This is a genomic window from Novosphingobium sp. THN1, from assembly GCF_003454795.1.
Classification (GTDB): domain Bacteria; phylum Pseudomonadota; class Alphaproteobacteria; order Sphingomonadales; family Sphingomonadaceae; genus Novosphingobium.
In genome coordinates this window covers 2,845,771-2,858,202 of the sequence record NZ_CP028347.1, presented here as the reverse complement: position 1 = coordinate 2,858,202, position 12,432 = coordinate 2,845,771, and the positions used below count along the sequence as shown (strand labels likewise).

Here is a 12,432-nt window from a genome sequence, read left to right as displayed (position 1 = left end):
AGGCTCTTGCAGCGCAACAAGCCACCGCAAATCGCTGCGGGAAATCTGCCCGATGGGGCTCATCCTAACAGCTGGGAGCGTCATCGCGGTTGCGACCGGATCGTGCGATGCGTAAAGGCCCGACAATCAGGATCGGACGGGACGAACGGAAATGCCGCAGGAACACGTGCTCATCGCCGGGGGCGGCATTGGCGGGCTTACGCTTGCACTGACCCTGCACCAGATCGGTGTCTCCTGCACGGTTTTCGAATCCGTTCGTGAGTTGAAGCCGCTTGGCGTCGGCATAAACCTCCAGCCCAACGCCGTTCGGGAACTCGAGGACCTCGGCATTGGTGAGGCCGAGATGGATGCGGTTGGCATCCCGGCGCGGGAGTGGGCTCTGGTCGGTCTCAATGGGCGAGAGATATATTCCGAGCCGCGTGGGAAGCTGGCGGGATACAACTGGCACCAGTATGCAGTGCATCGGGGCGAATTTCATATGCTGCTCTACCGCAAGGTGATCGAGCGCATTGGCCCACAGGCGGTAAGACTGGGCAGCAAGGTCACCGGCTATCGCAAGGAAGCGGATGGATCGGTTACCGCGCTGGTCGAGGACCGTTCGGGCAAGGTCGAGGAGGTGGCGGGAACGCTGCTTTTCGGCGCCGATGGCATACATTCGGCGATCCGTGCGCAGATGCACCCCGATCAGCCGCCGATCCATTGGGGTGGGACGATCATGTGGCGCGGGACCGCCAAGGGCGTGCCGATCCGTTCGGGTTCCTCCTTTGTCGGCCTTGGCACGAGCCGGCATCGCGTGGTGATCTACCCGATCTCGCACCCGGATGCTGACGGCTTGTCCGATATCAACTGGATCGCCGAGCAGACTTACGACACCAGTCATGACTGGACCAAGTCGGGGTGGTTCAGGCCTGTCGAGATGGCGGAGTTCGCGCACGAGTTCGACGGGTTCGTCTACGACTGGCTTGATCTGCCGGCGTTGCTGGCAAAGTCTGACATGGCTTACGAGAACCCGATGATCGATCGCGATCCCTTGCCGACCTGGGTCGATGGACCCGTTGCGCTGATCGGGGACGCGGCGCATCCGATGTATCCCACGGGGTCCAACGGCGCGTCTCAGGCAATTGTCGATGCTCGCCAGATCGGGCGCATCATGGTGGAGCGGGGCGTTACGCCCGATGCGCTTGCCCAGTTTGACGGCGAGTTCTGTGAACCGATCGGGCAGGTGGCGATGCGCAACCGCGGGGCTGGGCCCTTTGGTTTGCTGAATATGGTGGACGAACGCTGCGGCGGACAGTTCGAAGATATCGACGATGTCATTCCGGCGGCGGAGCGCAGCGCGTTCATGCTGGCCTATCAGCAGGCTGCAGGCTTTGCCAAGGACCGCCTGAACGGTGCGCCAAGGACGATCCCTGAAGGTGCCCGAGTTGCCCGGGTGCCCGCGTGAGCATTGCGCTGACCCATGTGACCGATCTGGTTGTCGAACTGACCAAGCCCCATGAGATGGGCGAATGTCCAATGGGTGCCCGGCGGATCATCCCGATTGTAGGGGGTAACGCGGAGGGTCCGCTGCTCCGCGGTCGCATTTTGCCGATCGGGGCCGACTGGCAGACCGTCTCGCGCGAAGGGATTGCAGAACTGGACGCGCGTTATGCGGTCGAGACCGAAGACGGCGCAGTGATCGAAGTCATCAGCCAGGGCATTCGGCATGCAACGGCAGAGGTGCATGCGCGCATCGCCGGGGGCGAGGAAGTCAACCCGGCCGAGTATTACATGCGCACAGCAATCCGGCTCGAGACCGGTCATGCCGGATACGATTGGGTGAATCGAGCCCTGTTCATCGCAAAGGGCGGGAAGGTCGGCAATACTGTGCGCCTTGCGGTCTACAGGATTGACTAGGCGGCGTGGACAAATTCCACAGCGCCACGGTTGCCCTGTAAAAGGCCTTGGCGAGGCGCGAGGGCGCAGGAAGAGTGGGTCTCTTTCAAGGCCGAGCAACGCTGCCAAGGCCTTTTACAGGGCAACCCCCGCGGGGCTGGACCAAAAACCGCCATTTCAGCGTCGGCTCGTCGCACAATATTCCCGATATTGCGCTTCCTCGCCTCCTTGAACTGGGCGGTTTTTGCCTCCAGCCGTGGCGCTGTGGAATTTGTCCACGCCGCCTAGCAGCATTGACTACCGGTCCGGATGTCAATCCAGCAAGGCGCTGTGTCGGCCGGAGAGGAAGATCGCGTTTTTCCGGGTGAGATCGCCCGGCACGAGGCGTTTCCCGTTCCAGCCATAAGGCGCCAGGCCCAGCTTGCCGAGGACTGCGACAGCAGACGCCTCGGGCCGCTCGATGATGATCGCAGGCTGATGCGTGGCGATCGTCTTGAGGCCACCGCCGATGACTTGCGATTCGAAGCCCTGAACGTCGATCTTGATGAGATCAGGGGCCAGTTCCAGCACGTCGAGCGTCTCGATCCTTACCTTGTGGCTGTCGACCACAAGCCGATCTGGTGTGAACCGCGCCATCCGCCGCTCATCAAGCCAATGAAGCGCAGCTTCGCGGTCTAGCGAGGCAATGCCGTCATAGATGAAGTTGCGATAGCGCGGCACGTGGATGTGCTGTTCGCCGCTCGCCGGACCGAGCGCCATTTCCCGCACATCCACGCCGCTGTCCCGGGAAAACTGCTGGCGAAGTTGCTGCGCCAGCGTGGGGATCGGTTCGATGGTGATGATCTTTCGAGGCCGTGCATAGCGCTGCAAGGCGACGACGCTCTGCCCCCAATTGCCGCCTACGTCGATCGCGAGGCCCAACGGGGCGAGCTTGCGCAGCAGACGAATCTCGGGGTCAACAAACAGGCCAAGGTGGCGCGTGGCCAGGTTATAGGCCGAGAACTTTGCGCGACGCATCGCGGGAAAATGCGTTTGCAGATCCCGCAACTGCCGCCGCAGCTCGCGCATTGGCCAACTTTCGGGACGATACCCCCATTCCAGAACCGGTCCGGGGGCAGCGCCTACCATCAGCGGATCGCTTACTGGTCGAGGAACGAGCGCATCTTGCGCGAGCGCGACGGGTGCTTGAGCTTGCGCAGCGCCTTGGCCTCGATCTGGCGGATACGTTCGCGGGTGACCGAGAACTGCTGGCCCACTTCTTCCAGCGTGTGATCGGTGTTCATGCCGATGCCGAAGCGCATGCGCAGCACGCGCTCTTCACGCGGGGTGAGGCTGGCGAGGACGCGGGTGACCGTTTCCTTGAGGTTCGCCTGGATCGCCGCATCGACCGGAATGATAGCGTTCTTGTCCTCGATGAAATCGCCGAGGTGCGAATCTTCCTCGTCACCGATCGGCGTTTCGAGGGAGATCGGCTCCTTGGCGATCTTCATCACCTTGCGGACCTTTTCGAGCGGCATCGACAGACGCTCGGCCATTTCTTCCGGCGTCGGTTCGCGGCCCTGCTCGTGCAGGAACTGGCGGCTGGTGCGGACCAGCTTGTTGATCGTCTCGATCATGTGGACCGGGATGCGGATCGTGCGCGCCTGGTCGGCGATCGAACGCGTGATCGCCTGCCTGATCCACCAGGTGGCGTAGGTCGAGAACTTGTAGCCGCGGCGGTATTCGAACTTGTCGACCGCCTTCATCAGGCCGATGTTGCCTTCCTGAATGAGGTCGAGGAACTGCAGGCCGCGGTTCGTGTACTTCTTGGCGATCGAGATCACGAGGCGCAGGTTGGCCTCGACCATTTCCTTCTTGGCAATGCGCGCTTCGCGCTCGCCCTTCTGGACCATGTTCACGATGCGGCGGAATTCGCCCAGCGACATGCCGGTGGCGGCTGCGATATCGGCGATCTCGGCACGAATGCGTTCGACCGGAGTAGCTTCGTTTGCGGCAAACGCAGCCCACTTCTTGTCGCGACCAGCCAAGGCCTGCAGCCAGCCGTCGTCAAGCTCATGCCCGACATACATGTCGAGGAAGTCCTTGCGCGAGACCTTGTGGCGCTCGGCAAGGCGCAGCATCTGGCCGCCCAGCGTCGTCAGACGACGGTTGAAGGCGTAGAGATTGTCGACGAGGTATTCGATCTTCGAGGCGTGGAACTGCACCGATTCGACCTGCGCGGTCAGGTCTTCGCGCAGCTTCTGGTACTGCGCTTCCTTGGCGGCGGGGAAATCGTTGCCCATGCCGAGCGCGTCGAGACGCTCTGCCTGGACCTTTTCGAAGGCACGGAACAGCGAGGTGATTTCGGCAAAGCGTTCAAGCGCGGCCGGCTTCAGCTGTGCTTCCATCTGGGCGAGGCTGAGAGTGTTGTCTTCTTCCTCTTCCTCAGCCGGACGGGCACGGCGCTCGCGCAGTTCGTCGTCCTCGTCGTCGGAGGCTTCTTCCTCCTCGACGTCCTCTTCTTCCTTGAAGGTCGGACCGGCGGTAGCTTCGCTGATCTCGGGCTCGGCCTCTTCACCGTCCTCGGAGAGGTTTTCGGGCTGAGGCTCCTTCGAAAGCATCGCGTCGAGATCGAGGATCTCGCGCAGCTGCATTTCTCCGGCGTTGAGCGCGTCGGACCATTGGATGATGGCGTGGAAAGTGATCGGGCTTTCGCACAGGCCCATGATCATGGTGTCACGCCCTGCTTCGATGCGCTTGGCGATGGCGATTTCGCCTTCGCGGCTGAGCAGTTCGACGGCGCCCATTTCGCGCAGGTACATGCGCACAGGGTCGTCGGTCCGCTCGACCGTTTCCTTGCGCTTGATGACGTCGGGGCGATCTTCGACGGTCTCGGCTTCGTCGAGCTCGTCGTCCTGCGCCTTCTCTTCCGGATCGACGGCGTCCTCGTCGCTCTCGACGATGTTGACGCCCATCTCGGAGATCGCCGCCATGATGTCCTCGATCTGCTCGGAAGACATCTGGTCCTGGGGGAGGGCCTCGTTCAGCTCGTCATACGTGATGATCCCGCGGCGCTTGGCGCGCGCGATCAGCTTCTTGATCGATGCATCGTTGAGGTCGATCAGCGGAGCGTCGCCGCTATCGGTCTTGTCGTTCGAAGCCATTTAACCCAGGTACCACCATCTGAGAGCCGGGCCTTGGCAGACCCGGTTGCGCCTATTGCTATAATTATAACGCAGCACGAGCACGGCCCATTTGCCCCAAACGGGCACGCAACGCCATACTCCGCGCGATCAATCTTTGCTGTTCAGCGAAGTTTTCTTCCGAAAGTTCGGTTTCGACGCGCTTGTTTGCCTCTGCAAGCGCCTCTTCAACCGCCGGCCACTCGACCAGAATGGCAATTGCCTCGGCCAGTTCGTCTCCCGCCGAATCACCACCACTGACCAAAAAGCCGAATCGCATTCCGGCATAGTCCTGCGCTGACGGGGGCCGAAGCCCTCGTTCCAGCAATATGGTGCGCAGGGTCTTGCTTTCAAGCGGTTGCCCCGCATCGGACAAGACGAGCAGGGCATCAATAAGGGCGCAAGTATCTGGATTGTCTGGCTGAAGCCGCGCGAGCGCGTCCGCGTGGCGCGAAATGTGCTGGGGGTGGCAGATCAGGCCGTCCAGTACCGCAGCGAGCAGGCTGCTGCTGGGGCCGGTTCCGATCCGCAGCATCCGCGCCTTGTCCTGTTCCGCAAGGGGGGCGGGCGCAGGCTTCCACGGCTGGCCCTTGCCGCGTGGGCCGGTGCCTTGCCGCGACTGGAACGGCGCTCGCTCTTTCCGGGCAAATGCCAGTTCGCCAAATCGTTCGGTCAGCTCGCGGCGGTAGAGCGACTTGATGTCGGGGTGCTGGATCGTCTCGCAATGCGCGAGCAGCCGTGCCTTGAGGCCTGCCTTGTCTTCGGGAGTGGTGAGGGGCGCAGAGTTGCGTTCGGCTTCCCACAGGGCATCGACCAGACTGCGCGCTTCGGCGAGAAGCTGTTCCATCGCTGCGGGGCCTTGCTTCTTGACGACATCGTCCGGGTCCATGCCGGCTGGCAGGGTGACAATGCGCAAGGAATGGCCGGGGCGCAGCAGGGGCAGGGCGCGGGTGATGGCGCGCATAGCCGCACGCTGCCCGGCGCTGTCCCCGTCGAAACACAGAGTGGGCGTTTCGACGAGGCGCCACAGACGCTCGATCTGATGCTCGGTAAGCGCGGTGCCGAGCGGGGCGACGGCCTCGCCGATGCCTGCCGCTGCCAGGGCGACGACGTCCATGTAGCCTTCGACCACCACGACGCGCCCGTTCTGGCGTGAGGCAGGGCCGGCACGGTGCAGGTTGTAGACGGTGCGGCCCTTGTCGAAGAGCGGGGTATCCGGCGAGTTAAGATACTTCGGCGCGTCAGTCTTTTCGGCTGTCAGGATGCGGCCGCCAAAGGCGATCACGCGTCCGCGCGGATCGAGAATTGGCAGCATGAGGCGTCCGCGAAAGCGATCGTAGGGTTCCTTACCCTCGACCACGATACGCAGGCCGGCTTCGATCAACATTTCGTCCGGAAACGCCGAGAGCGCTTCCTTGAGCGCTGTGCGGCTGTCTGGTGCAAACCCAAAGCCGAAATCGCGCACTATCTGCGCAGGAAACCCGCGCGAGGCGAGATAGCGCCGGGCCTCGCTGCCGCGATCCTCCGCAAGGCAGCGCACGAAGAAGTCTTGCGCCGCCTGCATCACGTCGTGCAGCGACTTCTGCTGCTCGGCTTTCTTGGCGGCGCGCGGATCGGGGGCAGGGACTTCCATGCCCGCCTGCAGCGCCAGCTCCTTCACCGCATCCATGAACGGCAGGCCCTGATGGTCGGTCATCCAGCGGATCACGTCGCCATGCGCGCCACAGCCGAAGCAGTGGTAGAAGCCCTTATCGTCGTTGATCGTGAAGCTGGGCGTCTTCTCGTTGTGGAACGGGCAGCACGCCTTGAACTCTCGCCCCGCCTTGGTCACGCGAACGCTCCGCCCGATCACGCCCGAAAGCGAGATGCGGGAGCGGAGTTCGTCCAGCCATTGCGGGGTGAGGCTCATGGCTGGGTCAGGCCGAAAGCGCTGCCTTCACCAGCCCGCTCGCCTTGCCCATATCGAGCTGGGTGCCGTGCTTGGCCTTCAGTGCGGCCACGACCTTGCCCATATCCTTCATGCCGGCAGCGCCCGTCTCGACGATGATTGCGGCGATCGCAGCCTTGGTGTCGTCCTCGCTCATCTGCTGCGGCAGGAATTCCTCGATCACCGCAAGCTCTGCCTTTTCGACATCTGCAAGTTCCTGGCGGCCGCCCTGTTCGTAGAGCGTGATCGATTCGCGGCGCTGCTTGGCCATTTTCTGCAGCACGTCCGTCACCAACACGTCATCTTCAGGCATTGCCGAGGCCGTGCGCAGTTCGATGTCCTTGTCCTTCAGCTTGGCAAGGATCAGGCGGACGGCGGCGAGGCGGGGCTTGTCGCCCGCTTTCATGGCCGAAACCTGCGCGGCCTTGATGGAATCGCGGATCATGTAATCGTATTTCCCGTGGAGTTCTCCGCCGTCATGGCGGGAAACCTCCTATCTAGGCCAAACTTTCGGGAATCGCTAGGTTGACGCTGCGTCGAGTCGGGTCTAGCAGCCGCCCCTTAGCAACATCGCCAGAACCCCTGCCAACGGAGCGCCCCATATCATGGCCGACCCCGCACTTTCGCACGCGCCTCAACCTGATGGCGCGACGGGAGTCCTCGTACTTGCCGATGGGTCTGTTGCCTGGGGACGTGGTTTCGGCGCTGCCGGCGCAGCCGTCGGCGAGGTGTGCTTCAACACCGCGATGACCGGCTATCAGGAAGTGATGACGGACCCGTCCTATGCCGCGCAGATCGTCACCTTCACGTTCCCGCATATCGGCAATGTCGGCACCAACCCGGAAGACATGGAAAGCCATGACACGCCGGGAGCCGTCGGTTGCGTTGTGCGCGAGGATGTGACCGCGCCCGCCAACTTCCGCAGCGCCGGCACCTTCCAGCAGTGGATGGAAAAGCAGGGCAAGATCGGCATCTCGGGCCTCGATACCCGCGCGCTGACCCGCCGCATCCGCATGAGCGGGGCGCCCAACGCGGTGATCGCGCACGATCCCAAGGGCGAGTTCGACATTCCCGCTCTGGTCGAGCGCGCGCGCAACTGGCCCGGCCTCGAAGGCATGGACCTCGCCCGCGTCGTCACGCGTGACGGTCAGGAGACCTGGGAAGGCTCGATCTGGCATCTGGGCAAGGGTTTCGGCCGCTCACTGCATGACAAGCGCCCGCACGTCGTCGCCATGGACTTCGGCGCGAAGGACAACATCTTCCGCAACCTCGTGGCCGCAGGCGCTGCGGTGACGGTGGTTCCGGCCGAGACCTCGGTGGAGACGATCCTCACCCTCAAGCCCGATGGCGTGTTCCTGTCGAACGGTCCGGGCGATCCGGCGGCGACCGGCGCCTATGCCGTGCCGGTGATCCAGAAGCTGCTCGAAATGGACATGCCGGTCTTCGGCATCTGCCTCGGCCACCAGATGCTGGCGCTGGCCGCCGGCGCCCGCACCACCAAGATGCACCAAGGGCATCGCGGCGCGAACCACCCGGTCAAGCGTATGGAAGACGGTGTGGTCGAGATCACCTCGATGAACCACGGCTTTGCGGTCGACAACGCACCGGGCGCGCTGGGCGACAACGTGATCGAAACGCACGTCTCGCTGTTCGACGGCTCGAACTGCGGCATCGCGGTCAAGGGCAAGCGCGCGTTTGGGGTGCAGTATCACCCTGAAGCATCGCCGGGACCACAGGACAGCTTCTACCTGTTCGAGAAGTTCGTGGGGATGTTGGGGTGAAGGTCCGTTTCATCCTTGGAGCACTGGTACTTGCGGCAACTGTCCCGACTGTGGGAGTTGCGAAGCCGGGCGTTCCGGTTCGCTTGGCTGCTGGCGAGGCATCGCGCCTCTTAGGATATGCCGTCTTTGGCGATGCTGATGACGTTGCAGCCCTCGAAAAAGATCTCGCTCCACTTGCCTCTGTCGGGGTGAAGACAGCTCGACCGAAGACTTCGGATGGGCGAACTGAACTTTTGATCCTTTTTACTGAGGGTGTTGGGCCGATTTCCGCTGAGCTAGTCCGACAGAAAGTCTCTGACGGAAAGCTTGGGAAATTCGAGCTCGAAAGCATCCTCGCTCCTGAATCGGCGGTAAAGTAATGCCCAAACGCACTGACATCTCCTCGATCCTGATCATCGGCGCCGGGCCGATCATCATCGGCCAGGCTTGCGAGTTCGATTATTCGGGCACGCAGGCGGTGAAGGCGCTCAAGGAAGAGGGCTATCGCATCATCTTGGTCAACTCGAACCCCGCGACGATCATGACCGATCCGGACATGGCGCACGCGACCTATGTCGAGCCGATCACGCCCGAAGTCGTCGCCAAGATCATCGAGAAGGAGCGCCCCGATGCGCTGCTCCCCACAATGGGCGGGCAGACTGCGCTCAACACTGCGCTGGCGCTGTTCAACGACGGCACGCTGGAGAAGTTTGGCGTGCAGATGATCGGCGCCAATGCCGATGCGATCGACAAGGCCGAAGACCGCCAGCGCTTTCGCGAGGCGATGGACAAGATCGGCCTCGAATCCGCGCGCTCGGGCGTGGCGCACACCATCGACGAGGCGCTTGCGATCCTCGAGCGCACCGGCCTGCCTTCGATCATCCGCCCCAGCTTCACCATGGGCGGCACCGGCGGCGGCATTGCCTACAACAAGGAAGAGTTCGTCAAGATCGTGAAGGGCGGCCTCGAAGCTTCCCCCACGACCGAAGTCCTGATCGAGGAATCGCTCCTCGGCTGGAAGGAATACGAGATGGAGGTTGTCCGCGATAAAAAGGACAACTGCATCATCATCTGCTCGATCGAGAACGTCGATCCGATGGGCGTCCACACCGGCGATTCCATCACCGTCGCCCCGGCGCTGACACTGACCGACAAGGAATACCAGATCATGCGCAATGCATCGATCGCGGTGCTCCGCGAGATCGGCGTGGAAACCGGCGGTTCAAACGTGCAGTTTGCGGTGAACCCCAAGGACGGCCGCCTGATCGTCATCGAGATGAACCCGCGCGTGTCGCGTTCCTCCGCTCTGGCATCGAAGGCGACCGGCTTCCCGATCGCCAAGGTCGCGGCCAAGCTCGCCGTGGGCTACACGCTCGACGAGATCATGAACGACATCACCGGGGCCACCCCGGCGGCGTTCGAGCCGACCATCGACTACGTCGTCACCAAGATTCCGCGCTTCGCCTTCGAGAAGTTCAAGGGCGCAGAGCCGCTGCTTGGCACCGCGATGAAGTCGGTCGGCGAAGTCATGGCGATTGGCCGCAATATCAAGGAATCGATGCAGAAGGCCCTGCGCGGGCTGGAAACCGGCCTCGATGGCTTCAACCGCGTCGTCGGGCTTGAAGGTGCGAGCCGTGACGAGATCACCGCCGCGCTCGCCCGCGCCACGCCCGATCGCCTGCTGGTGATCGCACAGGCCTTCCGCGAGGGCCTCTCGGTCGACGAAGTCCACGCCGTCACCAAGTACGAGCCGTGGTTCCTGCGCCATATCCACGAGATCGTCGAGGCCGAGGACGCCGTGCAGCGCGATGGCCTGCCCAACGATGCGGCTGGCCTGCGCCGCCTGAAGGCGATGGGCTTCTCCGACAAGCGCCTCGCCACTCTGGCCGTGCGCGGCATCGGCGTTGCGGGCGGTCTGGGCGAGACCCAGGCCAAGCGCTCGGGCCTGCTGCATGACGCCCTGCGCGCCATGGCCGGTGCCACCAGCGAAGCCGAAGTGCGCGCGCTGCGCCACAAGCTCGGCGTGCGTCCCGTTTTCAAGCGTATCGACAGCTGCGCCGCAGAGTTCGAGGCGGTCACGCCCTACATGTACTCGACCTACGAAGGTGCGTTGTTCGGTGAGCCGGAGAACGAGGCCGCGCCGACTGATGCCCGCAAGATCGTCATCCTCGGCGGCGGTCCGAACCGCATCGGGCAGGGCATCGAGTTCGACTACTGCTGCTGCCACGCCTGTTTCGCGCTGGGCGATGCCGGGTTCGAGACCATCATGGTCAACTGCAACCCGGAAACTGTCTCGACCGACTACGACACCTCGGATCGTCTCTACTTCGAACCGCTGACGGCCGAAGACGTGCTGGAGATCCTCGCGGTAGAGCAGTCGAAGGGTGAACTCGTCGGCGTGATCGTGCAGTTCGGCGGGCAGACCCCGCTGAAGCTGGCGCAGGCGCTGCAGGATGCGGGCATCCCGATCCTCGGTACGTCGCCGGATTCGATCGACCTTGCCGAAGACCGTGAGCGTTTTGCCGCACTGGTCGCCAAGCTTGGCCTCAAGCAGCCGCAGAACGGAATCGCCCGCAGCCGTGATGAGGCCGTCGCCGTGGCCAGCCGCATCGGCTATCCGGTGCTGATCCGCCCGAGCTACGTGCTTGGCGGGCGTGCCATGGAAATCGTCGACAGCCAGGCGCAGCTTGACGACTACATCGCCACCGCGGTGCAGGTCTCGGGCGACAGCCCGGTGCTGATTGACCAGTACCTGCGCGATGCCATCGAGTGCGACGTCGATGCCTTGGCCGATGGTGACGATGTCACCGTAGCGGGCGTGATGCAGCACATCGAGGAAGCCGGGATCCACTCGGGCGACAGCGCCTGCACCCTGCCGCCGTACAGCCTGCCTGCCGAGATCATCGCAGAGATGGAGCGCCAGGCAGTCCTGCTTGCCCGCGGTCTCAGCGTGCGCGGACTGATGAACATACAGTTCGCGATCAAGGACGGTGAGGTCTACCTGATCGAGGTCAACCCACGCGCCAGCCGAACCGTGCCGTTCGTTGCCAAGGCGGTGGGCACGCCGATCGCCAAGCTTGCCGCGCGGGTGATGGCTGGTGAGAAGCTTGCCAACTTGCCCGCAATCAAGCGCGAGATCGATTACATGGCGGTCAAGGAAGCCGTGTTCCCGTTCGCACGCTTCCCCGGCATCGATCCGGTGCTTTCGCCGGAAATGAAGTCGACCGGCGAGGTCATGGGCGTCGACAAGACCTTCGCGGTCGCCTTCGCCAAGTCGCAGCTTGGTGCTGGCACCAAGCTGCCGCAGGGTGGGACAATCTTCGTCTCGGTCAAGGACAGCGATAAGCCTGTGATTCTGCCTGCCGTGCGCAAGGCTATCAGCCTCGGGTTCAAAATCGTCGCGACCGGTGGCACGGCGCGCTATCTGCAGGATGCCGGTGTGATCGTCGAACGCGTGAACAAGGTGGCCGAGGGCCGTCCGCACATCGTTGACCGGATCATCGATGGCGACATCGCGCTGATCTTCAACACCACCGAAGGCTGGCAGAGCCACAAGGACTCGCAGTCGATCCGTGCTTCGGCGCTCAATTCGCGTGTTCCGTACTTCACTACGGCGGCGGCTTCTGTCGCGGCGGTGGAGGCGATCGAGGCGCTCCGCTCTGCCGAACTTGAAGTGCGTTCGTTGCAGGACTATTATGCTTGAACCTTA

At 63.1% G+C, this 12,432-nt stretch carries 9 protein-coding genes; 5 read left to right on the top strand and 4 right to left on the bottom strand.

Annotated elements, in window-relative coordinates:
• Positions 1-151: 151 nt before the first annotated feature.
• Both C7W88_RS14165 and C7W88_RS14160 read left to right on the top strand, forming a co-directional pair.
• The gene (locus tag C7W88_RS14165) at positions 152-1,444 is read left to right on the top strand and encodes a flavin-dependent oxidoreductase (RefSeq protein ID WP_118074023.1); all 1,293 of its coding nucleotides are present in this window, start codon (positions 152-154) and stop codon (positions 1,442-1,444) included.
• Positions 1,441-1,896 (top strand): DUF3237 domain-containing protein, encoded by a 456-nt coding sequence (locus tag C7W88_RS14160; RefSeq protein ID WP_118074022.1) that lies wholly within the window; start codon positions 1,441-1,443, stop codon positions 1,894-1,896. The genes C7W88_RS14165 and C7W88_RS14160 overlap by 4 nt, the downstream gene beginning before the upstream one ends.
• A gap of 291 nt (positions 1,897-2,187) precedes the next feature.
• Here C7W88_RS14160 and C7W88_RS14155 read toward each other — a convergent pair whose 3' ends face one another.
• The 4 genes from C7W88_RS14155 to C7W88_RS14140 form a co-directional block, all read right to left on the bottom strand.
• Positions 2,188-2,892: an FkbM family methyltransferase gene (locus C7W88_RS14155; protein ID WP_240344685.1), complete on the bottom strand. Its 705-nt coding sequence runs from the start codon at positions 2,890-2,892 to the stop codon at positions 2,188-2,190.
• Positions 2,893-3,014: 122 nt separating this feature from the next.
• Positions 3,015-5,018, bottom strand: coding sequence for an RNA polymerase sigma factor RpoD (rpoD, locus tag C7W88_RS14150; RefSeq protein ID WP_118074020.1), 2,004 nt, complete (start codon positions 5,016-5,018; stop codon positions 3,015-3,017).
• Positions 5,019-5,082: 64 nt separating this feature from the next.
• Entirely contained in the window at positions 5,083-6,945 is a 1,863-nt protein-coding gene (gene dnaG / locus C7W88_RS14145) for a DNA primase (RefSeq protein WP_118074019.1), read from the bottom strand.
• A gap of 7 nt (positions 6,946-6,952) precedes the next feature.
• Positions 6,953-7,408, bottom strand: a complete 456-nt coding sequence (locus C7W88_RS14140; RefSeq protein ID WP_118074018.1) for a GatB/YqeY domain-containing protein — start codon at positions 7,406-7,408, stop codon at positions 6,953-6,955.
• Between the two features lie 160 nt (positions 7,409-7,568).
• Between C7W88_RS14140 and carA the strand changes: the two genes are divergently transcribed.
• Genes carA through carB form a run of 3 tightly spaced genes read left to right on the top strand, consistent with a single transcriptional unit; the run spans position 7,569 to position 12,426 of the window.
• On the top strand, positions 7,569-8,744 hold the full coding sequence (gene carA / locus C7W88_RS14135; RefSeq protein WP_118074017.1) for a glutamine-hydrolyzing carbamoyl-phosphate synthase small subunit: 1,176 nt from the start codon (positions 7,569-7,571) through the stop codon (positions 8,742-8,744).
• Positions 8,741-9,103 carry a hypothetical protein gene (locus C7W88_RS14130; protein WP_118074016.1) on the top strand — a complete coding sequence of 121 codons (363 nt, stop codon included), beginning with the start codon at positions 8,741-8,743 and terminating at the stop codon, positions 9,101-9,103. The genes carA and C7W88_RS14130 overlap by 4 nt, the downstream gene beginning before the upstream one ends.
• On the top strand, positions 9,103-12,426 hold the full coding sequence (gene carB / locus C7W88_RS14125) for a carbamoyl-phosphate synthase large subunit (protein WP_118074015.1): 3,324 nt from the start codon (positions 9,103-9,105) through the stop codon (positions 12,424-12,426). Before C7W88_RS14130 ends, carB begins: the two co-directional genes overlap by 1 nt.
• Positions 12,427-12,432: the final 6 nt, after the last annotated feature.

What these genes read in the sequence shown, in the direction of transcription:
- C7W88_RS14165 (WP_118074023.1), top strand. Translation starts at nt 152, where the DNA reads ATGCCGCAGGAACACGTGCTCATCGCCGGGGGCGGCATTGGCGGGCTT.
- C7W88_RS14155 (WP_240344685.1), bottom strand. Translation starts at nt 2,892, where the DNA reads ATGCGTCGCGCAAAGTTCTCGGCCTATAACCTGGCCACGCGCCACCTT.
- rpoD (WP_118074020.1), bottom strand. Translation starts at nt 5,018, where the DNA reads ATGGCTTCGAACGACAAGACCGATAGCGGCGACGCTCCGCTGATCGAC.
- dnaG (WP_118074019.1), bottom strand. Translation starts at nt 6,945, where the DNA reads ATGAGCCTCACCCCGCAATGGCTGGACGAACTCCGCTCCCGCATCTCG.
- C7W88_RS14140 (WP_118074018.1), bottom strand. Translation starts at nt 7,408, where the DNA reads ATGATCCGCGATTCCATCAAGGCCGCGCAGGTTTCGGCCATGAAAGCG.
- carA (WP_118074017.1), top strand. Translation starts at nt 7,569, where the DNA reads ATGGCCGACCCCGCACTTTCGCACGCGCCTCAACCTGATGGCGCGACG.
- carB (WP_118074015.1), top strand. Translation starts at nt 9,103, where the DNA reads ATGCCCAAACGCACTGACATCTCCTCGATCCTGATCATCGGCGCCGGG.